Below are 22,431 nucleotides of genomic sequence, written 5' to 3'. Positions count from 1 at the left end.
AGCGGCTGGGCTACTGAGCAGCCCAGCCGTTATTGATTAAAGTACCGGTGAGCCGCCAGTGACAGGCACCATGGCACCGGAGACGTAACTAGACTCATCTGAAGCCAGCATCACGTAAACAGGTGCCAGTTCAACAGGTTGACCAGGCCGGCCCAGTGGGGCCATCTTGCCAAAGTTTTCCACCTGTTCGGCTGGCATGGTGCAGGGGATCAGCGGTGTCCAGATCGGGCCTGGTGCCACGCTGTTAGCACGAATACCTTTCTCGGCCAGGAGCTGCGCCAAGCCTGCGGTAAAGTTGGCAATGGCCCCCTTGGTAGCGGAGTAGGCCAACAGCGATGGCGGTGCAATATCAGCGTTGATCGATGATGTGTTGATGATTGAGCCGCCCTTGGGCATGTGCTTGACTGCCGCCTGGGTGATACGGAACATGGCGGTGATGTTCACATCGAACGTGTGCACCCACTCCTCATCCGGAATTTCTTCCAGTGATTGACGCGTCATCTGGAATGCGGCGTTGTTGACCAGCACATCGATACGGCCAAACGCTTCAACGGTTTTCTGCACGACGGCCAGGCAGTTTTCACGCTTGCTTAAATCGCCTGGAATCAGAATCGCCTTGCGGCCTGCTTCGGTAACAAGCCGTGCCGTTTCACGGGCGTCTTCGTCTTCGCTCAAGTAAGAGATGGCAACATCCGCACCTTCGCGAGCAAAGGCCAGGGCCACCGCGCGACCGATACCGCTGTCACCACCTGTGATAAGTGCCGCCTTGCCTTTCAGGCGACCGGAGCCTTTGTAGCTCTGCTCGCCAAAGTCCGGACGCGGATTCATCTGGCTTTCATAACCAGGGTAAGGTTGGGTTTCAGCTGGCATGGGGGGAGTTGGATAGTCAGACATAAAGACCTCCTTTATAGGTGAAGGGAAAGTGGTTATTCCGTAGTGCCCAATATGGCAAAGGCCTGAGGGCTGTAGCCCGCCGCACGCAAGGGGGCACGGATATCCTGTTCCAGATCGGGTACATAGCCGAACAGAACATCAGCCGGTCCGGCTAACTGGATTTCTCCAAGTGCAGCAGGCAACAGCAGGGTTTCAGCAGCGCCCAGCATGCCGGACCATTGACCCGCCTGGATGCGTACGGGTGTACCGACGTTGCTGAGCACTGTGGCCTTGTTGACGCGGTATGTAAGTGGCTTCGAGCCGGCACCTGCTACACGCCAGCGCTCCAGCGCGAAATAGGGGCTGGCAGTGCAAATCAGGCGGTCAATGTCATTGCCTTGGGGGAGCCGGAAGCCGGGTGTGAATTCAGGCTGGGGTTCGAGATAGCACTCTTCGAGCAGCTGATCGATACCGGTAATCCATTCCTGATGACTGAGCGGTGAGCCGTCAGACATCTGCCAAGGCATTGCCTGCTGCTGGATATCTGATGTTTGCTCAATCTCGTAGATCAACGTGCCAGGGCCAAAACTGTGTAGCGTTCCGCCTGGTATGTAGATGGTTTCGCCGGCACGAACCGGCAAACGGCGCATCACGGAATCGTAATCCTGAGCAATCAAAGCACTGCGTAGGGCATCACGATCTACGCCCGGTTTGATTCCGACCAAGGCAGTGGCGCCTGGCTCTGCCCAAAGGATATGCCAGGCTTCCGTCTTGCCGTTAGGCTGGCATTCGAGTCGGCGCGCGGTCTCGTCATCAGCATGCAGGTGTACCGGCAACATGCCGCAGCCATCGATGAACTTGCTGAGAAGAGGAAAGTAGAGGCCATCAAAGCCTGGGCCAACCAGTTCGGTTGGATAACGTTTTACCAAGTCACGAAGCGATTGACCGGCAAGTGCGCCCTCGGTGACGCGTGCGATGCTGTCTTCAACATCGCTGACTTCCCAGGTTTCAGCAATCCGGCCAGCAGGCAGCCCGCGGCGACCCAAGATCTCAGCAATGGCGTGACCACCGAACATATGGCTGCGAATGGGCGTGGATAGCCGGAGAGGATACCAATCCATGTTTGCTCCTTAGTACAGATGAGAAACAGGCAGGCAAAACAATCCCGTGCGCGCGCGTAAGCACAAAGGTTATTAAGAGCGTGTAGGTGTTCGATCTGGCCATGCTTGACTAGGCTCTAGCCAAGCATGGCGCAGCAGGTGTTACAGAATCGGCTTGCCGCCGGTTACAGCAACGCGAGCACCAGATACATAGCTGGCTTCGTCAGAGGCCAGCATGACGTAGACCGGTGCAAGCTCTACAGGTTGACCTGCACGTCCCAGCGGTACCTGACTGCCAAATTCCGACGCCTGCTCAGGCGGCATGGTGGACGGAATCAGCGGTGTCCAGATTGGACCTGGGGCTACACTGTTCGCACGGATACCTTTCTCAGCCAGGAGCTGCGCCAGACCTGCGGTAAAGTTGGCAATGGCTCCCTTGGTGGTTGCATAGGGCAGTAGGGTAGCCTTGGGCATGTCCGAATTCACCGAGGTGGTGTTAATGATCGAACCGCCTTTACCCATGTGTTTAACAGCTGCCTGGGTAATTCGGAACATGGCTGTGATGTTTGTATCGAACGTGTATACCCATTCTTCGTCTGGGATTTCTTCCAGGGTTTCATGACTCATCTGGAAGGCGGCATTATTGACCAATACATCGATACGGCCGAATTCTGAAACAGTCTTTTCCACGATATCCAGGCACTGCTGGCGCTTGCTGATATCGCCAGGCAGCAACAAGACCTTGCGTCCGGCTTCTTTTACATAACGTGCAGTGTCTTCAGCATCTTCATGTTCATTCAGATAGGAAATGACAACGTCTGCACCTTCGCGAGCAAAGGCGATGGCCACTGCACGACCGATGCCACTGTCTCCCCCTGTAATCAGCGCGACTTTGCCTGCCAGGCGGCCGGAGCCTTTATAGCTCTGCTCGCCACAGTCAGGAATTGGAGTCATTTTGGACTGGAGCGCTGGCGGCTCTTGAGGTTGTTCGGGGAAAGGTGGGCGTGGGTAATCGGTCATGGTGAATTCCTCCAAACGTGTAAGGGCGATGTAAAAATGCGACATGCCATACGTTGAGCGGGTTCACCAAAAGAGATGAATGGTGCTGAATCGATAAAACGAGGCCATACGCCTCGCTTTATCGACCGAAGCGACCTACTGGGGTGCGTTGGCGTGCCAGCGAGGCGCCACGGTGGGCTTCCACTGCTCGAGTGCATCGAGCAGTTCATCCGGCGACTGGCTGACCTGAAGCATCTCGCGATGCGGGCCGGCAACAAAGCCTTGGCCAACCGCATGATCCAGAAACTGTGCCAGGGGCGCGTAGAAATTGTTCACTTCCAAAAGACCCAGCGGCTTGGCGTGATAGCCGAGCTGACCCCAGGTCCAGACTTCGAAGAGTTCTTCCAGCGTACCTAGTCCACCGGGCAAGGCAACAAAGGCATCCGCCAGCTCAGACATACGTGCCTTGCGTGCATGCATGCCATCGACCACTTCCAGACGCGTTAGCCCTTTATGGCCAACTTCGGCGTCCTGAAGGCTCTTGGGGATGATACCAATCACTTCGCCACCAGCGGCAAGGGTGGCATCGGCGACGATGCCCATCAGACCTACGGCGCCACCGCCATAGACAAGGGTAAGCCCGCGTTCGGCCAGTGAGCGACCCAGCGCTTCGGCAGCTTCACGGTAAATCGGGTCGGCGCCTGTCTTGGCACCACAAAATACACAAACGGCTTTCAACGACATTGCTGATCCTTGGCAGGGAGGAGTTGTAAGCGTAATGCTCACAGCAGGGTTAACCAAGCCTTGTTAAAGGATCATAGGGGTAGATTAGGGTGAGCCAGGAAGCAACCGACAGCTATAAGGCCGGTTACTTCAGGCAGAGCGGGGCAGGGCAGGCATCAGGCAGAGACTTTCTCGGGGCAGGTGCCGCTTGCGCCTAGCGCATAGGCAACGAAAAGCTGATTGATGTAGTCCGGGAACTTCATAATGGTACTCCTCAAGACGGTAAGCGATAGGGACATCCTCTCATTATCAGGCTCGCCCTGCTGTGCAAAGTTTCGATGGCGCCTATAGCCGTTTCGTTGCAAAGCATGTTCCAGACGCTTTAAGCATTGGAACTCCCTTTCAAACATGCCAGTCTTCACTAAGTGAACACATGCGCTAGGAGATTTCATGAAACGTTCGCTTTTTGCTGTTTCTCTACTTGCTCTGGCCAGCTCATCTGTATGGGCTGCCGATCAGTGTTCGGTCGATATTCAGGGAACTGATCAAATGACCTTTAGCACCGATAAGATCAAGGTTAACGAGGACTGCAAGCAATTCACGGTCAACCTTATCCATCCCGGTACGCTACCCAAGAATGTCATGGGGCATAACTGGGTGCTGACCAAGAAAGACGATGTTCAGGGTGTAGCCACTGACGGTATCTCTGCCGGCATCGAGAAGGATTACGTAAAGGAAAACGACACCCGCGTGATTGCCTACACCAAAGTGATTGGCGGTGGCGAAAAAACGTCTGTAACGTTTGATACCTCCGCACTCAAGAAGGGCGAGGACTACGAGTACTTCTGTTCCTTCCCAGGCCATGCGGCCATCATGAAGGGCACACTCAAGATCGACGACTGAGTGTCGCGAAACAGATAGAAAGGCCCGGCATTGTCCGGGCTTTTGCATGAGAGGCTAGCGGGGCCTTAAGCCTTCCAGAATCAGTGTTTGTACACTGCTTAGGACCTCCTCGAAAAAAGCGGGGTCATCTAGCGTCTTGCCCAGGATGGCTTCTACCTGGACACGGAAATCAGCGTAATGCTGGGTGGTTGCCCAAAGGGTGAAGATCAGGTGATGCGGGTCGACAGGAGCTAGTTTCCCTGCGTCAACCCAGGCGCGAATCACAGCAGACTTGGCCTCGACGGTCTCCCTTAGCGGTGTTTCCAACTCGCTTAGGAGCAACGGTGCGCCTTGCAGAATCTCCATACAGAACAAGCGTGACTCGGCAGGGTAGTCTCGGGATATCTCCAGTTTATGTCTGATATAGCCTTTGATGGCTTCGATCGGGTCCTGCTCTGCACTAAAGGTCTTCAAAGGGGCCAGCCAGATCACCAGCAGTTGGCGTAGCACGCTGAGATAGAGTTCTTCCTTGCTGCCAAAATAATAGAGCAGGTTGGTCTTGGAGACATCAGCCTGGGCTGCTACCTGATCAAGGCTGGTGCCATGCAGGCCATAGCGGGAAAACAGCTCCAGCGCTGCGCCTAGAATAACGCTGCGCTTTTCCTCGAGCTGCCGTCGCCTACGCTCCAGCGTTGCGGCGCTGGGCTTGCGGGTAGGCTTGCTGGGTATAGGGGAATGATCCTGACTCACAACGACTCCTGCCTTTACAGAGCGGAGTGCACTGTAACGCGGCCAGCTCAGGGTGAGTACTGCCAATAAGGGGTTTAAATGGTTTGGCAGGCGCTTTGCCTGCGCCTTTCTGCCCCATCATTGTGCGGGCTGCACAAACCAGGTGCTCTTGTTTAGACCAGTTGGTCCACATTAACCAGGACCTTTTTACCTAACCCCTTGTTTGCCCAACAGAAACCCAAAGCTGGCAAAGTTTGTGCTCTGTCTTCGGTATTCCTGGCATGCGGTACGGCGGGAACTCACTTCGACCCATGAGCGAATCCGAGGCTGACCATGACTTTGAACATTGGCGTATTCATCCCGATCGGTAACAACGGCTGGCTCCTTTCCGAAAACGCACCGCAGTACAAACCGACCTTTGAACTGAACAAGGAAATCGTACAGCGCGCCGAGCATTATGGTTTTGACTTTGCCTTATCGATGATCAAGCTGCGCGGGTTTGGCGGAAAAACCGAATTCTGGGACCACAATCTGGAGTCCTTTACATTGATGGCGGGTCTTGCGGCCGTTACCTCACGCATCAAGCTGTTCGCTACCGCTGCAACACTGACCGTGCCCCCGGCCATCGTGGCGCGGATGGCTTCCACCATTGACTCCATTTCGGGCGGCCGTTTCGGCGTGAACCTTGTGACGGGTTGGCAGAAGCCCGAATACAGCCAGATGGGTCTTTGGCCTGGTGATGAGTTTTTTGCCACCCGCTACAACTACCTGGGTGAGTACGCCCAGATCCTGCGCGACTTATGGGGAACCGGACGCTCCGACTTCAAGGGCGAGCATTTCCAGATGGAGGACTGCCGTGTCAGCCCGCAGCCCCAGGCTGATATGCAGATCGTCTGCGCGGGCTCCAGCGATGCCGGTATGGCGTTCTCGGCCCAGTATGCCGATTACAATTTTGTCTTTGGTAAAGGCGTGAACACACCCAAGGCCTTTGCGCCGACCTCTGAGCGGCTCATGACCGCCACGGCTAAAACAGGGCGAGATGTCAGTTCTATCGTTCTATTCATGGTAATTGCCGGCGAAACCGACGAAGCGGCGCGCGCTAAATGGGAGCACTACAAGGCAGGTGCAGACGAAGAGGCCATCAAATGGTTGGGGACTCAAGCCGCTGCGGATACCAAGTCTGGCGGTGACACGAATGTACGCCAGATGTCGGACCCGACGTCCGCCGTCAATATCAATATGGGTACCTTGGTAGGCTCCTATACCAATGTGGCCCGTATGCTGGATGAGATTGCCGACGTGCCTGGGACCAGTGGCGTGTTGCTGACGTTTGATGACTTCGTGCAGGGCGTGACCGACTTTGGCGAAAAGATCCAGCCGCTCATGCAGAGCCGTCGCCATATCACCCAGCTGCAGGAGAGTGCCTGATGAATGCGTTCGAACCGGTGGCGGGATACGCCGTGACGGCTGGCAATCAGGAAGCGGTCACGTTACCTGCACGGCCTGAACCGCTGCGGCTGAAAGCCAGCGAGACGGCGGTGATCGTCGTCGATATGCAAAATGCCTACGCGAGCAAGGGCGGCTATCTGGACTTGGCCGGTTTTGATGTAGAAGCGACCGGCCCGGTAATCGAGAACATTGCCGGAGTCGTGGAAACCGCTCGCATGGCAGGGGTTCAGGTCGTTTGGTTTCAAAACGGTTGGGACCCGGACTATCAGGAGGCTGGTGGACCCGGCTCCCCCAACTGGCACAAGTCCAACGCGCTCAAAACCATGCGCAAACGCCCGAACTTGCAAGGCAAGCTGCTCGCCAAGGGAGGCTGGGATTACGCGCTGGTGGATCAACTTCAGCCACGTGAAGGTGATTTGGTCGTACCCAAGACCCGCTACAGCGGTTTCTATAACACCAACCTGGATAGTCTCCTGCGAGCCCGCAGTATCCGTAACCTCGTATTCGTGGGGATCGCCACCAACGTCTGCGTGGAATCTACCCTGCGCGACGGCTTCTTTCTCGAATACTTTGGCGTGTGCCTGGGCGATGCCTGCCATCAGGCCGGTCCGCGTTCGGCACATGACGCAGCATTGTTCAATATCGAGACCTTTTTTGGTTGGGTTTCGACGGTTGCCGACTTTCACGCAGCGTTCAAAAAGGACTGACCATGCCCAAGCAAAGCGTAATTCCTGCCGGAACCGGTAAGCCCCTGGCGCCCTTTGTTCCAGGCTCCTTGGCCGATGGGATTCTCTATGTGTCCGGCACCTTGCCGTTCGACAAGGATAATAACGTCGTGCACGTGGGGGATGCGGCTGCGCAGGCGCGCCATGTGTTGGAGACCATCAAGGGTGTGGTGGAGGCGGCGGGCGGTACCATGGACGACGTGACCTTCAACATGATCATGATTACCGATTGGGCTAACTATGGAGCAATCAACGTGGTGTATGCCGAATATTTTCCCGGTGATAAGCCAGCACGCTATTGCATCCAGTGCGGTTTGGTAAAGCCGGACGCGTTGATCGAGATCGCCAGCATTGCGCATGTGGGTAAGTGAGTGAGGGCGGTGGGGTTGGTGGGCGTCGCTGCGCTCCATTCGGGCGCCAACCTCCAAGGCAGGATGGGTTGAGCGAAGCAATACCCGGTAGAGGTTCTGCTGCCACCGCTGTCACATAAAACAAACACCACGTCATCCGATGGAACACAGGAGAGCCTTGCATGCACTATGAGATTCATGGCCGGCAGGATGCTGAAGTCGACACCATCGTGCTGTCATCTGGCCTTGGCGGTGCGGGTGCGTTCTGGGCGCCTCAGATGGCTGCACTGGGCGAACGGTTTCGGGTGGTGATCTACGACCAGACCGGTACAGGCAGGAGCCCGGCGGTTATTCCTGAAGGGTATTGTATTGAAGCCATGGCTCAGGATGTATTGGACATGGTTGATGGGCTGTGCATTACGCGCTGCCACTTTATGGGCCACGCCTTGGGCGGGCTTGTAGGGCTTCAACTCGCCTTGATGCGACCAGCCCTTTTGATCAGTCAAATCCTCGTCAATGCCTGGAGTAAGCCTAATCCGCATAGTGCTCGCTGTTTTGCCGTGCGACTCAATCTCCTGAACGATACGGGGCCCGCCGCGTATGTGCAGGCCCAGCCCCTTTTTCTATATCCCGCCGACTGGATGTTGGAAAATACCGAACGTCTCAAGGTGGATGAAGCTCATGCGCTGGCGCATTTCCCCAGTGAAGAGAATGTGCGTCGGCGCATCGCTGCACTGCAGGCATTTGATATCGATAAAGACTTGGCGCAAATCAGTACACCCACGCTGGTCATCGCCAATCAAGACGACATGCTCGTGCCCTGGGTGTGCTCCGAGCATCTGGCCAAACACTTGCCCAATGCACAGTTTGAATTGCTCGGCTATGGCGGGCATGCCTCCAGCGTGACCGACCCCGATACCTTTAACGCTTTAATGCTCGACTACCTGACTTGAACCCGATGACGGGAGCGCCGCTCCTGCAGTGAGGCTATGCCATGCAACGTGCCCACCTGAATATCGTTACGCCCGAACGACCATTGTGTGTGCCTAAGCAGGACTATCGTGATGCCATGGCCCGGCTGGGCGCGGCGGTCAACATTGTCACTACCGATGGCCCCCAGGGCCGTGCCGGTTTCACGGCAACGGCGGTATGCAGCGTGACCGACGAGCCGCCGACCTTACTGGTCTGCCTGAACCGTTCGGCCTCGGTTTATCCGGTTTTCAAGGCCAACGGTACGCTGTGTGTTAATACCCTAAGCAGCGAGCATAAGACGCTCTCCAATGTGTTTGGGGGTAAAACCGACATGGGGGAGCGGTTTGCTGCCGCTCGCTGGAGTACGCTGGTAACGGGTTCGCCAGTATTGGACGGTGCGGTAGTGTCCTTTGATTGCAGGATCGCTGCGGTCAACACTGTTGGCACCCACGACGTGATCCTGTGTGAGGTAGTTGCCATCGAGCGTCAGGACGATGTGAACGGACTGGTCTATTTCAACCGTGGTTATCACGATCTGCTGACGTCTGCTTCCTGCGGATGACAGCCACAGGGATGTGTTGCCTCACTATTCCCCGTACAGTAGTGGCTGACGGGCTGGTCCAGTAGGCTGGCGTCGGTTCGTATAGGGAATAGGCGAGGATAAGAGCCATGAAAGGTATCGTTTCTGCGCTACAGTGCGTTGGCGCAGCGCTGTTATTGTCTGCCGGTTCGGCTATGGCCGCGCCGATGTTGCTGCAAGGTACCATCGGGCAGGCCAAAGTGCTGGTCGAACTGGATCTGGATAAACCCGGCGAGGTCAGCGGGCGCTATTTCTATCAGAAGTACCACGCCGATATTGCGCTTGATGGTGCTCTGGATAAACAGCGCACCCTGCGCCTGAGTGAAAACCGTCCTTTTTTCAGCAAAAAAAGCGTGCCCATGCAGTGGACGCTCAAGCAGGGTGCCAACGGTCACTGGAGTGGTCGTTGGGCTGACAAGGGTAAAGCACTCCCTATCAGCCTTTCTCCTGTCGCTGAGCCGCCAGCGGACGCTAATGATCTGCCTGCTCTGGATGAACTGAGGCGTACGGCAACTTATGATTACCTGCGTCTCAAGGGGCTGAGCCTGAAGAAGGATAGGCAGGACACCTTCATGGGGTATGGCCTGCAGTGGTGGGCGGAGCCGGTCTCCGGTATTCGTCTGTTTCAGCTGGTCTCCTCTCCTGAACCAATGGATCTGAGTGCAGTTAACAAGACCCTAAGGAATCGACAATGGCAGGAGGTGAACAGCTATTTTGGTTGCCTGTCTGGTGCGCGAGAGCGTCATACGGAGTTCACACAAACAGTCAAACCTGTATTCATCAATGACTCCGTACTTAGCATCAGCGTGTTCACCAGCTACGACTGTGGTGGGGCACACCCGGACTTTGGCGATGCGCCGCTTAACATGGAACTGGCTACCGGCAAGATCCTGGAGCTGGAAGATATATTCTGGCTGGGTAAGGGGCCGTCCATCCATTACGAGCGGGGCATGGACAATCTGGAGGCGTTTTCTAACTACCGTGAGCAGATATTTGCTCCCTGGGTGGTTGATCAATTCAAGCGTCTTTATCCGGAGCTGATGAACGACGATCCGAACGAATGCAATTACCAGGACCCTTCGGTCTGGCAGTTCTCGGTATGGTATTTCGAACCACGTGGGGTGTATCTGGGACCCACCTTTGCGCGGGCGGCCAGAAACTGCGACGAGCCGGGCGATACGGTTATTCCCTACAAGACCATCAAAGCGCATCCTGGCCCAGTCAAGGTCACCCTGCCGGACTAAATGGAAAGAACCAAAGGCGGCCGGAGCCGCCTTTGGTTTATTCGCTCAATGGGCTTGTGAAGGTGCGCCTACCGTGCGAACGGGAGCGGATAGCTTGAGCAGCAGAACCGTAGCCGCCGCCAATACAAAGACCACTGCATACCCTTGGTATAGCTGAGCCGGACCCCAGTGCAGATCAATCAACCCGCCTGCCACCAAGGGCGAGAGGATGGCGCCAAAGCGGCCGATACCAATGCCCCAGCCCATGCCTGTTGCGCGTACAGAGGCGTCATACGCCATAGAGGCCAGCGCATAGAGACCGGCAATGCATCCATTGCTGAACAGGCCGATAAGCAGACCCAGGGCAAAGGCGGTGGTAAGCGATGAAGTCGTGGAAACGAACAGGCTGAGTAGCACTGCGGTGCAGGCCATGAAGACGGCCAGTAGATGGCTCATCTTGAATCGCGCTGCCAGCATGCCAATCAAGGCCGCGCCAAAGATTCCACCGATGCTCAGCAATACGCCGCCGGTGACGCCCTGCTGGGCGGAAAGACCTGCCGATACCAGCAGCTTGGGCGTCCAGCTCATGATGAAGTAGAAGCCGAACATCGTCAGGAAGAATGAGCCCCAGATCAACAGGGTGGTACGCAGCAATGCCGGAGAGAACAGCTGCTTGAAGCTGCTGCCTTTATGCGCTTCACGCAGAGGTTGCGGGGGGAGTTCGGTAAGCGGCGTATAGCCCAGCTTCTGGGCCAGACGATTAATCCGTACCAACGCATTGTTCGGGCGTTTGGCCAGCAGGAAGTCCAGGGACTCTGGTAGGCGCCACAACACGAATGGAATGATAGCGAAGGTCACTAGACCGCCAAAGATGAAGACCGAGCGCCAGCCCCAGGCGGACAACAACGCCACGGCAATCAGGCCGCCAATAGTGGCGCCAAGCGCATAGCCGGTGGATTGCAGCGTAACCGCCAGTCCGCGCCACCGCTTGGACGAGTATTCACTGGCAATTACGTTGCTGCTGGCCAGAATCCCGCCGATGCCAAGGCCTGTAATGGCGCGTAGCACCGCCAGTTGTGTGGCTGACTGAGTGAATGCTGAAAGCAGCATGCCAACACCCGCAACGGTCACGCAAGCCAGAATCAGCGGGCGACGCCCGAAGCGATCTGCCCAGGGGGCGATGAACAGCGAGCCCGCAGCCATGCCGAACAGTCCGGCGCTGAGCAGTACACCCAGCTCAGCGCCAGAAAGATTCCATTCAGCTGAAACAGACGCGGCCGTAAAGGCCATGACCAGAACGTCGAATCCGTCGATCATGTTTAGCGCGATACAGATACTGATAGCTGTCCATTGAAAGCGGTTCATGCGGCCTTCATCAACAGCCTGGCGGAGGTCGTTATGCATGGTTGACCTCCTGTTCGGCGGCTATGGCTATCAGGTGGGTACGACAAGACAACGAAATGGGTGTCATGCGCATGGGAGGCGCCTCTTGTTATTGTTGTATTGCTGAAAGTCTGCTCAACGTGGCGAGGGTTAACCGCGCAATGCTCAAGCAGACTGAATGCATTACTTATACGACACCGCGGCCCTCTGGCAGTACAGGAGTGGCCGCTTAACGAACAGCTTTTGATGGCGATCTGATAACCCGACGAGCGCATGCCTGCCCCGTCAGATATCCAGAACCAGTACAGCGCTCTTTGCGCGCGAGCAGCAAGGCGTGAATTGGTCGTTTGCCGCCTGTTCCTCTTCAGTCATGAACATGTCCCGGTGGTCCGGGGCGCCATCCAGTACCCGCGTCAGGCATGTGCCGCAGATACCTTGTTCACAGGACATCGGAATGTCGAATCCCGCCTCAAGCAGAACGTCGAGTGCGGTACGTTCAGCCGGAACATGCAGGGTCTGTCCGGTACTGGCGATCCTGAGGTCGAAGCTGCCGTCATTGGCGGTATCGGTGGGTGCTGCCGCAAAGTATTCACGATGCAGTTGCTCTTCCGGCCAGCCATTGGCTTTGGCTGTACTGAGAACGTACTCCATGAAGCCTGTCGGGCCGCACACGTAAACGTGCACATCTGATTCTGGCTGCCCCAGCACCTGAGCGGCATCCAGTTTCTGCTGCGCAGGGCCATCGTCATGGTGAAAATGCACCTGACCGGCAAAGGAGGAGGTTTTGATCCGCTCGACAAAGGCCGTGCGGTCGGCAGAGCGGGTACAGTAATGCATCTCGAAATCGGCGGCCATGTTTGACAGCCTTTCAGCCATGCACAGGATCGGTGTTACACCAATGCCGCCGGCAAACAGCAGGCTGCGCTTGGCACCGTGGGCCAGAGAAAACAGGTTGCGTGGCTCGCTGATGTGAACATGCGTACCTTCCTTGAGTTGGTGAACGCCCAGCGAGCCGCCACGGGAGGCAGGGTCCTTCAGGACGGCAATCTGATAGCGGTGACGCTCGCTGGACGGATTGCAAAGTGAGTACTGGCGGGTGAGTCCGTCTGGCAAGTGAATATCAATGTGCGAGCCCGCACTGAATTCCGGCAGCGGCGAGCCGTCTACACTGGCCAGCTCAAGGCTGCAAATATCCGTAGCTTCGGTTTTCTTCGAAACGATCAGGACTTCAATCACGATAGGGTCCTCGGTCGAGCGGCTGTCACGCTCATCAATGGCTGGCGCCTCTATGGAAAGAGGCGCCGGATGCTGTCACGCCGTGGCGATCATGTTTAAGGGAGCAGCCGCGCTGCGCTCGCTTTCGATCAGCCGCTCCAGAATTCGCCGTGACTGCACACCGCCGGCATCGATGTTCAGCTTGAGTAGCTGCCGCTCGGGGTAAGCCAGCAGGTTTTGCTGCTGACGCTCCAGCATCTCCAGATCTTCGGAGAAGATCTTGCCTTGACCTTCACGAATGGTCGCCGTCAGCGCCTCATCTTCAGGCCTGAAGTTGCGCGCCATGCCCCAGAAGTACCAGATAGAGGTCTCGGTCTCTGGCGTGATGAAGTCCACTACAATACTGGACGCCTTGTATTTAGGATCGGCTTCATAGCCACCTTTGCCGGCATGGGCTACACCTACTTCGATCAACACATGGCTTGGCGGCGTAAAGCGACAGATCTGCCAGCGGTCCACTGGGACATCATCAGCCAGGTTATTGCCACGTAACGCCATGCGCCAGAAGGGCGGGGCCATGATGTTTTCCATGTGGCGGCTGGTGACAACGGTATCGCCTTCGACCTTGGTGGTCGGGGAGGCTTCGTCAATTTCCGGCTGGCCGATGCTATTGGCGTGCACATAGGTCTCATGGGTCAAGTCCATGAGGTTATCGATCATCAGGCGATAGTCGCAGTTGATGTGATACAGGCCACCACCGTAGGCCCATTCAGGATTGTCGGCCCACTCCAGGTGGTGAATCAGTGCCGGATCGGCTTTTTCGGCATCGCCTGTCCAGACCCAGATAAAGCCGTAGCGCTCCTCGACCGGATACTGACGAATGCAGGGAAAACCACGGACACGCTGGCCTGGCATGGCAACGGTCTTGCCATCACAGCCCATTTCCAGGCCGTGGTAACCGCAGACGAGGTTGCCGTCACGTACAAAGCCCAGGGAGAGCGGAGCGCCACGATGAGGACAAAAATCTTCTAACGCCGCGACCTTGCCTTCCGGGCCACGATAGAAAACGATCTTCTCACCACAGATCTGACGGCCGAGGGGCTTGTCGGCGATTTCGTCAGGCGTACAGGCTACATACCACGTATTTTTCGGAAACATGGTCTTTCCTCACAGGGCTGTTTTGTTTTTATTGGATCCAATACTTCGCCCTTTCTGGTATGAGAGTCAACTGCTGTGCGATTTCTGGATCCATTTTTAGTGCGATTAACGATCACTCAGTTCGACGGCTGACGAGCGGATACCTGACGATAGCGGGTTCAAAACCTTACGCACGGGCTATGGCGGCCTGCGTTAAGATGCAGCGATTACAGGGGCGAGAGGATCTCATGAGCAAGCCAGGGCAGCGGGTGCTGGTCACCCTACGAAAGATGATTGTGTCCGGCGAGTTGGCGGCAGGTGAGCGGCTGGTGGAAATTCCGACCGCCGAGCGTCTCGGTGTTTCGCGTATGCCGGTGCGCATGGCCTTCCGAACCCTGGAGCAGGAAGGGCTGCTGTCCAAGAATGAAGGTCGGGGGTATACCGTTCGTACGGTGACGGGGGAGGAGATTGCTGGCGCAGTGGAGGTTCGGGGCGTCCTAGAGGGCTTAGCGGCTCGGCAGGCAGCGGAGCGCGGTTTGGATCCAAACGCGCAGGCACTGCTGCAGCAATGCCTCGAAACAGGCGATGCCCTGTTTGCGAAGGGATACGTCACTGAAGAAGACATGGAGATCTACCATGACTTCAATCGGCGCTTTCATCAGGTCATCATTGAGGCCAGCGGCAATCCAGCCATTGGCCATGCTCTGGCGCGTAATGATCATTTGCCGTTTGCTTCGGTAAGTTCATTGGCGGTCGACCGCAACGATATGGCTCGTGAGTATCGCCGTTTCAACTTTGCTCATATGCAACACCATGCAATTGTCGATGCACTGGTCAACCGGCAAGGCGCTCGGGCAGAGGCCCTCATGCGCGAGCATGCCAATGCAACCATGCGCTATGCGGATCTGTTCGGCGCGGCTCACCCCCAGCAGGAAGGTCTCAAGGTTATCCGCGATATGTAACCATGGCTTTCCAAACTGCTTTTGGATTCGCATCGCACGCGATTCCTGCCTAAGCTGAGCGGACCTTTCAATAAGTGAGGGCCCCCATGAGCAAGATCATTCTCATTACCGGCGCCAGCCGGGGTATTGGTCGTGAAACAGCACGATTGGCTGGTGCACGCGGTTGGCGTGTCGGCGTGAACTACACAGCAGACGAAACGGCTGCCAATGAGTGTGTCGCGCTGGTCGAGCAGGCCGGTGGCGAAGCCATTGCCATTCGTGGTGATGTTTCCATCGAGGAAGACGTCCTCGCGATGTTCGATACCATTCAGCATCGGTTCGGCGGGCTTGACGGGCTTGTCAATAATGCCGGTATTACAGGCCAGTCGCTGCAACTGGCTGACATGCCGGTCGAAAGGATGCGGCGCATGTTTGAGGTCAACATCCTGGGAGCCTTTTTGTGTGCCCGCGAGGCGGCACGGCGGATGTCGACCGAGCGAGGCGGCCGCGGTGGTGTCATTGTGAATGTATCTTCCGTCGCGTCACGGTTGGGCTCACCTAGCGAATACATTGATTACGCAGCGTCCAAAGGCGCAATCGATACGATGACACTGGGCCTTTCCAAGGAGTTGGGCCCTCAAGGCGTGCGTGTCAACGCGGTACGTCCTGGCCTGACCCTGACTGAAATTCATGCCAGCGGTGGCGATCCTGATCGTGGACTCCGGCTCGGCGTCACGACGCCCTTGGGGCGGGCAGGCGAGCCTGAAGAGATTGCGGCAGGCATTATCTGGCTGCTCTCGGATGAGGCCTCCTATACCAGCGGTGCGATACTCGACATTTCGGGAGGCCGTTGAGCAGGCGGTTGAACCACTGCCGTTCGTCGTTGACGTAGTAGGTACATGGCATAACGCCGTGATCTTTTACTGATGGCTGGCGAAGCGGAGAAAAGACGTGACACGGACCCGGAAAATCATCGTCTGGACGCTGGGCATCCTCATAGCGTTATGCGTGGTACTGATCGTCTTTGTGTCGACCTTCGATTGGAACCGGCTCAAGCCTACTATCAACGACAGGGCATCGTCTGCGCTCAATCGCCCGTTTGCCATCAACGGTAACCTGGGCGTCGACTGGCGCCGCGAAACGGATCAGGGCGGCTGGCGCGCCTGGATACCCTGGCCACATATCTCTGCAGAGAATATAGAAATTGGTAATCCTCAGTGGGCGAGCAATCCACGCTTTGTGCATCTGGATCGAGTTCAATTGCGGATTTCACCCTTGGCGTTACTGGGCAGGCAGGTTTACATCCCACGTATTGACCTGACCAAACCAGAGGCTAACCTGCAGCGCCTGGCGGATGGCCGCAATACCTGGACCTTTGACCAAGGTGACAAAGACAAAAAAGACCCCAATGAGCAACCCTCCGCCTGGACAGTGGACATTGGGACTATCGGCTTTGATGCAGGGCGTGTCGCTTATGACGATGACATCGTGCAGGCCGATGTCAAAACCACCATTACCTCCCTGGACGCACCCATTGCCTATGCTGATCTTGTCGGGCAGGCTGGTAATCAACGGCAGCGGTACAACATCAAGCAAACCCAGGCGCTGCAATTTGGCTGGACGGTAACTGGCCGCTATAAAGGGCAGCCGGTGGACGGCAATGGCAAGATCGGAGGCCTTCTGGCGCTGCACGACCCTGACGCACCGTTTCCCATACAGGCAGATGTTCGCGCGGGTGCTACTCACCTGAATGTCTTTGGAACGTTGACTGAGCCGCTGAAGTTAGGTGCGCTGGATTTACGGCTCAAGTTGTCAGGGCAAAGTCTGGCTCAGCTATATCGCCTGACGGGCGTAACACTGCCCGAAACAGCGCCGTACTCAACCGACGGACACCTTACCGTTGTGCTCAACGACCCAGCAGGGTCGCGTTTCCAATACGAAGATTTTTCCGGGAAGGTGGGGCAGAGCGACCTGTACGGAAGCTTGCAATTCGTGGGTGGCAAGCCACGGGCAAAGCTGACCGGTGAGCTGACTTCCAATCAACTGCTTTTTGCCGACTTGGCCCCTCTTATTGGCGCTGATTCGGCCGAGCAAAAGCAGGCACGTGGTGAGGAAAACAAGCAGCCCGCAGACAAGGCTCTTCCGGTATCGGAGTTTCGTACTGATCGTTGGCGTGCCATGGATGCCGACGTGAAATTCACCGGCAAGCGCATCGTACAGAATGCTTCTTTGCCCTTGTCCGACCTTTATCTACACCTGAAGCTGACCGATGGTGTCTTGCTTATCGACCCATTGCGCTTTGGCGCGGCAGGCGGTGCGCTAAACAGCACCGTTCGCCTGGAGGGTGACAAGAGTCCTATGCCTGCACGGCTGGATCTGCACATACGAGGTGTAAAGCTCAAGCAACTGTTTCCTACGGTTGAAGCCATGCGCGACAGCTTTGGCGAACTTAACGGTGACGCGACTATGGCCGGAACCGGTAATTCTATTGCAGCGCTGTTAGGTAGCAGTAACGGTGAGCTTAAGGTCTTGATGAACGATGGCTCCATCAGCCGTAGCCTGATGGAAATCGCTGGCCTTAATGTGGGTAACTACCTTGTCAGCCGCCTCTTTGGCGATGATGAAGTAGCGATCAACTGCGCCGCTTCTGATTTGCAGGTTAAAAACGGATTGATGAAGACTCGCGTCTTTGTGTTCGATACCGATAATGCGCTCATTCAAGTGGACGGTACGGTCAATCTCGCCAATGAACAGATAGACCTGTCCATCGAGCCCCACAGCAAGGGCTACCGCATCTTCTCGCTCCGCTCGCCACTGTATGTACGTGGCACCCTTAAGGACCCTTCACCAGGGGTTAAAGCATTGCCGCTGGCTGCGCGTGGTGCGGCGGCTGCTTTGCTTGCTACCTTTGCTGCGCCAGCTGCAGGCCTCCTGGCTCTGGTGGCACCCAGCAGTGGGCAGGAAAGTCAGTGCACTCCCTTACTTGAGCAGATGAAAAGAGGGAACTAAATCAGCGTTGCCGTTTATCTGTCAGGCCTTAACGAGGCGACCGTTCAGCGGGCGTGACAGAACAACTGAGGAGTTATGCCGCTCAAAAAAGGTGTATCTCACTCAGGGAGACCCAAGCCATGAGCGATATGGGCCAGGAATATGAAATCCACTATAAGTTACTGGGCGAGCCCCACACCGATCGCATTGCTGACTTGAACGTACCGGTCACCGATGTCGTCCGTGAGCTGGCCGTCAAGCACCTGATCGCCGTAAATGACGCACAGTACCTGTTGTTCGATCTGGAGCCAGGATTGCCAATCGTGGGTATCAGTGATGTTTCGATCCACCGACTGGATGATGGAGTGGCGCAATGATTCGCGCATTCAGGGAAAACCTAACACAGAGTTTTGCGGGTGTATTACTGCTGCTGAGCGCTGTTGTTTTGGGCGGTTGTTCCACCGCCACGGTTGTGACCCTGCAGGATGGTACCGAGTACATCACCCAGGACAAACCCAACACTAAAACTGCCGATGGTTTCTATGAATTCAAAGACGTTTCCGGTCGCCAGGTTCGCGTCCGGGCTGATGACGTAGCAACGATCAAAGCCGAAGACTGATCCGTCTGAACAGGAGGTACCTATGCCACGCGGCGACAAGTCAACCTACAGCGATAAACAAAAGCGCAAGGCCGAGCATATCGAGGAAAGCTACGAAGCCAAGGGCATGTCAGAGGATCAGGCGGAGGCGCGTGCCTGGGCTACCGTCAACAAGCAGTCCGGTGGTGGCAACAAAAGTGGTTCCGGTACTCAGAAGGGTGAGACAGCCAAGCGTGCTGATCGTAAGGATTCCGCTCGTCGAGCCGTAGCTACCAAGCATGGTCACTCACCGAATACAGGGCGTACGTCTACACGTACTACTGCATCTCGTGGACGCCGGGGCAGCACCTCGCTGACTGACATGACACGCGATGATTTGATGAAAAAAGCCGCAGAGCAAGGCGTTACTGGCCGTTCGCGCATGAAGAAGGACGAGTTGATCAAGGCCCTCAGCTGATCAAGCAGATTTCACGTTACACAGGCCTTTTCTGCATGCCGTGGGTGTGTTGGTCTGTGCGGGAGCAGCTGGCGCCTTAGGCAACCCTGCCCCACCTTGGTAACAAAAAAGCCCCAACGCCTGGCGAGGCGTTGGGGCTTTTTTGTCAGCGTCCAATCAGTCCTGTGCCTGATTGGCTTCCGGGCGGAACATGCTGCCGGTGACCAGGTAGCGCTCATGCCAGGACAGCGATTCTGTCAACAAATGGGGCGTGTGCTTGCCGTAACTGTTTGCATTGGCTCGGTCAATGTAGTCCTCCAGCATATCGTGGTAGCTGGGATGGACACACTTCTCCAGAATGACTTTGGCGCGCTGTTTGGGGCTTAGCATTCGTAGGTCAGCCAGACCTCGGTCAGTCACGATGACGCTGACATCATGCTCGGTATGATCGACATGGCTCACCATCGGCACGATGGTTGAGATCAGCCCATTCTTGGCTGTACTGGGCGCCATGAAGACTGAAAGGTAGGCATTACGGGCAAAGTCACCTGAGCCGCCGATGCCATTCATCATCTGCGTGCCCATCAGGTGCGTGGAGTTCACATTGCCGTAAATGTCTGCCTCGATCATGCCGTTTAGAGCAATACAACCCAGGCGACGTACCAGCTCAGGATGGTTGCTTACACCTTGCTGGCGCAGGATGATCTTCTTGCGCAGCATGTCGGCGTGCTCAAGGAAGCGCTCAATGCCTGCCGGGCTCAGGGAAAATGATGTGGCTGCCGCCAGATCCATCTTGCCACTGATCAGAAGTTCCAGCATGCCGTCCTGAATCACTTCCGTGAAGGCCGTCAGGCCGGAAAATTCGCTGTCACCCAGCCCCTGCATGAAGGCATTGGCAATGTTGCCCACCCCGGATTGAATCGGCAGCAGATTTGCTGGAATGCGACCCTGGCGCACTTCAAAGCGCAAAAAGTCGATCATGTGCTCGGCAATGGCCTTGGATGCCTCGTCAGGTGCCTTGAATGGACTATTACGGTCCGGCGCATCGGTCTCGACCACAGCCACGACTTTTTCCAGCGGCACTTGCAGGTAAGGCTCGCCCACACGCTCGCCTGGATAGGTCAGCGGAATAGGTGTACGGCTTGGGGGCAGGGCAGTGTCGTAAAAAATGTCATGCATGCCATCAAGTGCATCGGGCTGCCAGCGGTTTACTTCCAGGATCACCGCATCGGCCATGTCCAGCCAGGTCTTGTTATTGCCGATCGAGGACGAAGGAATAAGGCTACCGTCCTCACGGATAGCGCTTACTTCTACTACCGCAATATCGACCTTGCCAAAAAAGCCATAACGAACCTTTTCGGCCAACTGACCCAGGTGGATATCCATATAATCGAGCTGGCCTGCATTGATACGGCTGCGCAGCTCAGGGTCGGACTGGAACGGTACACGCAGCTCGATACCGTCAACGCGTGCCAGCACACCGTCCAGCTCAGGCGCAGTCGATGCTCCCGTCAGAACGCGAATACGAAAGGGCTCGCCTCGGCCGTGAGCTTCGGTGATGTGCTGGGCCAGGGCACCAGGAACGGCCTTGGGATAACCTGCGCCGGTAAAACCGCTCATACCAACAGTCATGTCATGGCGGATATAGCGAGCTGCCTGCTCGGCAGACATGCGTAGGGCAGCGAACGCGGGGTGACGGATGCGATCACTCATCAGTGGGACCTCACAGCAAGGATAAAAGCATGCCCGCTTTCCAGTCTTATCATTGTCATGATGGGGCGGAGCTGCGGGCACCGTAGACCAAAAGTAACGTTAGCGCCCTAATCAATAGGTCGTATTCTGCCCATTGATAAGCGCGCTAGAGCGGCAGATTGTCGCAGATTAGTCGATCAGTTGCTGCTGGTAATCTTCCTTGAACTGCATCAGCGAGCTGCGCACGACCGTCACCGCACCATCGATCAAGCCACAGCGTCCACTTCCAGGCAATAACTCACACAAACTCTCCAAGGCGCGTAAATCACTATGCAAACCGCCGCCGGTATCGATCCGTCGCAGCAGTCGGGCCAACTGGTAAGTCCCTGTTTTACAAGGTGGACATTGCCCGCAGGACCCGGCGGCGAAGAAATCTACATATTCAGCGACCTTGCGTACAATGCTAGTGCCCTCCGAGATCACGATCATTGCGCCTGTCCCCAGGCTGGAGCCTAGGGCCCTCACGGAATCAAAGTCCAGCGCTACATCAAGGTGCTGTTCGGTTAACAGTGTATTAGATGGTCCGCCGGTAAAAACGGCTTTGAACGGACGGTTCTGTAACATGCCGCCGCCGTACTCAAAGATGAGTTTGCGCAGCGAAGTACCCATCGGCAGTTCATATAGGCCTGGCCTGAGCACGTCGCCAGAAAGCGAGTAGAGCTTGGTCCCCACTGCACTGCCGATGCCCAAATCCTGATACCAACGTGCCCCGTGCCGCAGAATATGGGGCACATGGGCCAGAGTCTCGGTATTGTTGATCAGGGTAGGCTTGTTATCCACTCCGCATTCGGCCGGATAGGGCGGCTTGCGATGGGGAAAGGGGAAGCCTCCGTCAATCGTGGCAATAACAGCGGTTTCCTCCCCACCGATGTACAGCCCTGAGCTTGTCACAACACGCAGATCAATGGGCCGATCCTGCAAGGCAGCCAGCTCCTGCAACAGTGGCTCTGTCTGCCATTGCTGTACGGCTTGGCGCAATGACGCAACAGATTCAGGCTGATGAGGGTTTACATAGAGCAAGACATGGTTAGCGCCAATAGCCGTGGCGGCAATCAGCGCACCCTCAATGACCTGATGTGGTGATTTTTCCAGCAGTACACGATCCTTGAACGTACCGGGCTCGTCTTCATTGCCGTTGCACACGGCATATTTATCAAGGTGCGCAGGTTGTGCCGCGGTACGGGCCCACTTGTGGTGGGTTGGAAACCCTGCGCCGCCCATGCCGCGCAAGCCAGCTTCTTGCAGGAGCGGAATGATAGCCTGTGGAGCGGCCAGTGCCTGGCGCAGTCCCTGGCCGCCACCCTGGGCAAACCAAGCCTCCAGGTTGGCTCCGACCTGCGTAGCAGATGAGAGTAAAACAGGATTAAAACTCATGA

General features: G+C 56.4%; 23 protein-coding genes. 13 read left to right on the top strand and 10 right to left on the bottom strand.

Annotated features, from left to right (window positions below; translation table 11 throughout):
• Positions 1-36: 36 nt before the first annotated feature.
• The 4 genes from IEX86_RS03510 to IEX86_RS03495 form a co-directional block, all read right to left on the bottom strand.
• Entirely contained in the window at positions 37-894 is an 858-nt protein-coding gene (locus IEX86_RS03510) for an SDR family oxidoreductase (RefSeq protein ID WP_188864658.1), read from the bottom strand.
• A 32-nt stretch (positions 895-926) separates the two neighbouring features.
• Complete coding sequence (locus IEX86_RS03505) at positions 927-1,994, bottom strand: class I mannose-6-phosphate isomerase (RefSeq protein ID WP_188864657.1); 1,068 nt, start codon at positions 1,992-1,994, stop codon at positions 927-929.
• Between the two features lie 141 nt (positions 1,995-2,135).
• Positions 2,136-2,993, bottom strand: a complete 858-nt coding sequence (locus tag IEX86_RS03500; protein ID WP_188864656.1) for an SDR family oxidoreductase — start codon at positions 2,991-2,993, stop codon at positions 2,136-2,138.
• Positions 2,994-3,128: 135 nt separating this feature from the next.
• Positions 3,129-3,716 carry a cytokinin riboside 5'-monophosphate phosphoribohydrolase gene (locus tag IEX86_RS03495; RefSeq protein WP_188864655.1) on the bottom strand — a complete coding sequence of 196 codons (588 nt, stop codon included), beginning with the start codon at positions 3,714-3,716 and terminating at the stop codon, positions 3,129-3,131.
• A gap of 429 nt (positions 3,717-4,145) precedes the next feature.
• On the opposite strand from IEX86_RS03495, the gene azu reads away from it, so the two are divergent.
• Positions 4,146-4,598, top strand: a complete 453-nt coding sequence (azu, locus tag IEX86_RS03490) for an azurin (protein WP_188864654.1) — start codon at positions 4,146-4,148, stop codon at positions 4,596-4,598.
• Between the two features lie 54 nt (positions 4,599-4,652).
• On the opposite strand, the gene rutR is transcribed toward azu, so the two are convergent.
• Positions 4,653-5,306, bottom strand: coding sequence for an HTH-type transcriptional regulator RutR (gene rutR, locus IEX86_RS03485; RefSeq protein ID WP_229685245.1), 654 nt, complete (start codon positions 5,304-5,306; stop codon positions 4,653-4,655).
• Between the two features lie 339 nt (positions 5,307-5,645).
• Between rutR and rutA the strand changes: the two genes are divergently transcribed.
• The 6 genes from rutA (at position 5,646) to IEX86_RS03455 (ending at position 10,626) form a co-directional block, all read left to right on the top strand.
• A complete protein-coding gene (rutA, locus tag IEX86_RS03480; RefSeq protein WP_188864786.1) occupies positions 5,646-6,734 on the top strand; it encodes a pyrimidine utilization protein A in 1,089 nt (362 codons plus the stop codon).
• Complete coding sequence (rutB, locus tag IEX86_RS03475; RefSeq protein WP_188864652.1) at positions 6,734-7,462, top strand: pyrimidine utilization protein B; 729 nt, start codon at positions 6,734-6,736, stop codon at positions 7,460-7,462. The genes rutA and rutB overlap by 1 nt, the downstream gene beginning before the upstream one ends.
• 2 nt (positions 7,463-7,464) lie before the next feature.
• Positions 7,465-7,851, top strand: a complete 387-nt coding sequence (gene rutC / locus IEX86_RS03470; protein WP_188864651.1) for a pyrimidine utilization protein C — start codon at positions 7,465-7,467, stop codon at positions 7,849-7,851.
• A gap of 161 nt (positions 7,852-8,012) precedes the next feature.
• The gene (gene rutD, locus IEX86_RS03465; protein WP_188864650.1) at positions 8,013-8,783 is read left to right on the top strand and encodes a pyrimidine utilization protein D; all 771 of its coding nucleotides are present in this window, start codon (positions 8,013-8,015) and stop codon (positions 8,781-8,783) included.
• A 41-nt stretch (positions 8,784-8,824) separates the two neighbouring features.
• Complete coding sequence (gene rutF, locus IEX86_RS03460) at positions 8,825-9,364, top strand: NADH-dependent FMN reductase RutF (RefSeq protein WP_188864649.1); 540 nt, start codon at positions 8,825-8,827, stop codon at positions 9,362-9,364.
• 107 nt (positions 9,365-9,471) lie between these two features.
• Entirely contained in the window at positions 9,472-10,626 is a 1,155-nt protein-coding gene (locus tag IEX86_RS03455) for a hypothetical protein (protein WP_188864648.1), read from the top strand.
• A gap of 45 nt (positions 10,627-10,671) precedes the next feature.
• On the opposite strand, the gene IEX86_RS03450 is transcribed toward IEX86_RS03455, so the two are convergent.
• The 3 genes from IEX86_RS03450 to IEX86_RS03440 form a co-directional block, all read right to left on the bottom strand.
• Positions 10,672-12,009, bottom strand: coding sequence for an MFS transporter (locus tag IEX86_RS03450; RefSeq protein WP_188864647.1), 1,338 nt, complete (start codon positions 12,007-12,009; stop codon positions 10,672-10,674).
• A gap of 264 nt (positions 12,010-12,273) precedes the next feature.
• Positions 12,274-13,224: a PDR/VanB family oxidoreductase gene (locus IEX86_RS03445; protein WP_188864646.1), complete on the bottom strand. Its 951-nt coding sequence runs from the start codon at positions 13,222-13,224 to the stop codon at positions 12,274-12,276.
• A 75-nt stretch (positions 13,225-13,299) separates the two neighbouring features.
• The gene (locus tag IEX86_RS03440) at positions 13,300-14,361 is read right to left on the bottom strand and encodes an aromatic ring-hydroxylating dioxygenase subunit alpha (protein WP_188864645.1); all 1,062 of its coding nucleotides are present in this window, start codon (positions 14,359-14,361) and stop codon (positions 13,300-13,302) included.
• Between the two features lie 227 nt (positions 14,362-14,588).
• Between IEX86_RS03440 and IEX86_RS03435 the strand changes: the two genes are divergently transcribed.
• The 6 genes from IEX86_RS03435 to IEX86_RS03410 all read left to right on the top strand — a co-directional run bounded on the left by IEX86_RS03435 (position 14,589) and on the right by IEX86_RS03410 (position 19,324).
• Positions 14,589-15,302: a GntR family transcriptional regulator gene (locus tag IEX86_RS03435; protein ID WP_188864644.1), complete on the top strand. Its 714-nt coding sequence runs from the start codon at positions 14,589-14,591 to the stop codon at positions 15,300-15,302.
• Positions 15,303-15,388: 86 nt separating this feature from the next.
• Positions 15,389-16,135, top strand: coding sequence for an SDR family oxidoreductase (locus IEX86_RS03430; protein WP_188864643.1), 747 nt, complete (start codon positions 15,389-15,391; stop codon positions 16,133-16,135).
• A 97-nt stretch (positions 16,136-16,232) separates the two neighbouring features.
• Positions 16,233-18,290, top strand: a complete 2,058-nt coding sequence (locus IEX86_RS03425; protein WP_188864642.1) for an AsmA family protein — start codon at positions 16,233-16,235, stop codon at positions 18,288-18,290.
• A 119-nt stretch (positions 18,291-18,409) separates the two neighbouring features.
• A complete protein-coding gene (locus tag IEX86_RS03420; RefSeq protein WP_010796957.1) occupies positions 18,410-18,646 on the top strand; it encodes a hypothetical protein in 237 nt (78 codons plus the stop codon).
• Positions 18,643-18,888 carry a YgdI/YgdR family lipoprotein gene (locus IEX86_RS03415; RefSeq protein WP_188864641.1) on the top strand — a complete coding sequence of 82 codons (246 nt, stop codon included), beginning with the start codon at positions 18,643-18,645 and terminating at the stop codon, positions 18,886-18,888. Before IEX86_RS03420 ends, IEX86_RS03415 begins: the two co-directional genes overlap by 4 nt.
• 22 nt (positions 18,889-18,910) lie before the next feature.
• Entirely contained in the window at positions 18,911-19,324 is a 414-nt protein-coding gene (locus IEX86_RS03410) for a Rho termination factor N-terminal domain-containing protein (RefSeq protein WP_188864640.1), read from the top strand.
• A gap of 156 nt (positions 19,325-19,480) precedes the next feature.
• Here IEX86_RS03410 and scpC read toward each other — a convergent pair whose 3' ends face one another.
• Together scpC and IEX86_RS03400 are read right to left on the bottom strand one after the other, a co-directional pair.
• The gene (gene scpC, locus IEX86_RS03405; protein WP_188864639.1) at positions 19,481-21,016 is read right to left on the bottom strand and encodes a succinyl-CoA:acetate CoA-transferase ScpC; all 1,536 of its coding nucleotides are present in this window, start codon (positions 21,014-21,016) and stop codon (positions 19,481-19,483) included.
• Positions 21,017-21,184: 168 nt separating this feature from the next.
• Positions 21,185-22,429: a complex I 51 kDa subunit family protein gene (locus IEX86_RS03400; protein WP_188864638.1), complete on the bottom strand. Its 1,245-nt coding sequence runs from the start codon at positions 22,427-22,429 to the stop codon at positions 21,185-21,187.
• Between the last annotated feature and the right edge of the window lie 2 nt (positions 22,430-22,431).

This window comes from Pseudomonas asuensis, from assembly GCF_014646755.1.
Taxonomy (GTDB): domain Bacteria; phylum Pseudomonadota; class Gammaproteobacteria; order Pseudomonadales; family Pseudomonadaceae; genus Chryseomonas; species Chryseomonas asuensis.
The sequence above is the reverse complement of the archived record's forward strand: the minus strand, read 5'-3'. Positions and strand labels throughout refer to the sequence as shown.

Bases quoted from the DNA above. Each gene is read 5' to 3' on its own strand.
- IEX86_RS03510 (WP_188864658.1), bottom strand. From the start codon at position 894: ATGTCTGACTATCCAACTCCCCCCATGCCAGCTGAAACCCAACCTTAC.
- IEX86_RS03505 (WP_188864657.1), bottom strand. From the start codon at position 1,994: ATGGATTGGTATCCTCTCCGGCTATCCACGCCCATTCGCAGCCATATG.
- IEX86_RS03500 (WP_188864656.1), bottom strand. From the start codon at position 2,993: ATGACCGATTACCCACGCCCACCTTTCCCCGAACAACCTCAAGAGCCG.
- IEX86_RS03495 (WP_188864655.1), bottom strand. From the start codon at position 3,716: ATGTCGTTGAAAGCCGTTTGTGTATTTTGTGGTGCCAAGACAGGCGCC.
- azu (WP_188864654.1), top strand. From the start codon at position 4,146: ATGAAACGTTCGCTTTTTGCTGTTTCTCTACTTGCTCTGGCCAGCTCA.
- rutB (WP_188864652.1), top strand. From the start codon at position 6,734: ATGAATGCGTTCGAACCGGTGGCGGGATACGCCGTGACGGCTGGCAAT.
- rutC (WP_188864651.1), top strand. From the start codon at position 7,465: ATGCCCAAGCAAAGCGTAATTCCTGCCGGAACCGGTAAGCCCCTGGCG.
- rutD (WP_188864650.1), top strand. From the start codon at position 8,013: ATGCACTATGAGATTCATGGCCGGCAGGATGCTGAAGTCGACACCATC.
- rutF (WP_188864649.1), top strand. From the start codon at position 8,825: ATGCAACGTGCCCACCTGAATATCGTTACGCCCGAACGACCATTGTGT.
- IEX86_RS03455 (WP_188864648.1), top strand. From the start codon at position 9,472: ATGAAAGGTATCGTTTCTGCGCTACAGTGCGTTGGCGCAGCGCTGTTA.
- IEX86_RS03450 (WP_188864647.1), bottom strand. From the start codon at position 12,009: ATGCATAACGACCTCCGCCAGGCTGTTGATGAAGGCCGCATGAACCGC.
- IEX86_RS03440 (WP_188864645.1), bottom strand. From the start codon at position 14,361: ATGTTTCCGAAAAATACGTGGTATGTAGCCTGTACGCCTGACGAAATC.
- IEX86_RS03435 (WP_188864644.1), top strand. From the start codon at position 14,589: ATGAGCAAGCCAGGGCAGCGGGTGCTGGTCACCCTACGAAAGATGATT.
- IEX86_RS03430 (WP_188864643.1), top strand. From the start codon at position 15,389: ATGAGCAAGATCATTCTCATTACCGGCGCCAGCCGGGGTATTGGTCGT.
- IEX86_RS03420 (WP_010796957.1), top strand. From the start codon at position 18,410: ATGAGCGATATGGGCCAGGAATATGAAATCCACTATAAGTTACTGGGC.
- IEX86_RS03415 (WP_188864641.1), top strand. From the start codon at position 18,643: ATGATTCGCGCATTCAGGGAAAACCTAACACAGAGTTTTGCGGGTGTA.
- IEX86_RS03410 (WP_188864640.1), top strand. From the start codon at position 18,911: ATGCCACGCGGCGACAAGTCAACCTACAGCGATAAACAAAAGCGCAAG.
- scpC (WP_188864639.1), bottom strand. From the start codon at position 21,016: ATGAGTGATCGCATCCGTCACCCCGCGTTCGCTGCCCTACGCATGTCT.
- IEX86_RS03400 (WP_188864638.1), bottom strand. From the start codon at position 22,429: ATGAGTTTTAATCCTGTTTTACTCTCATCTGCTACGCAGGTCGGAGCC.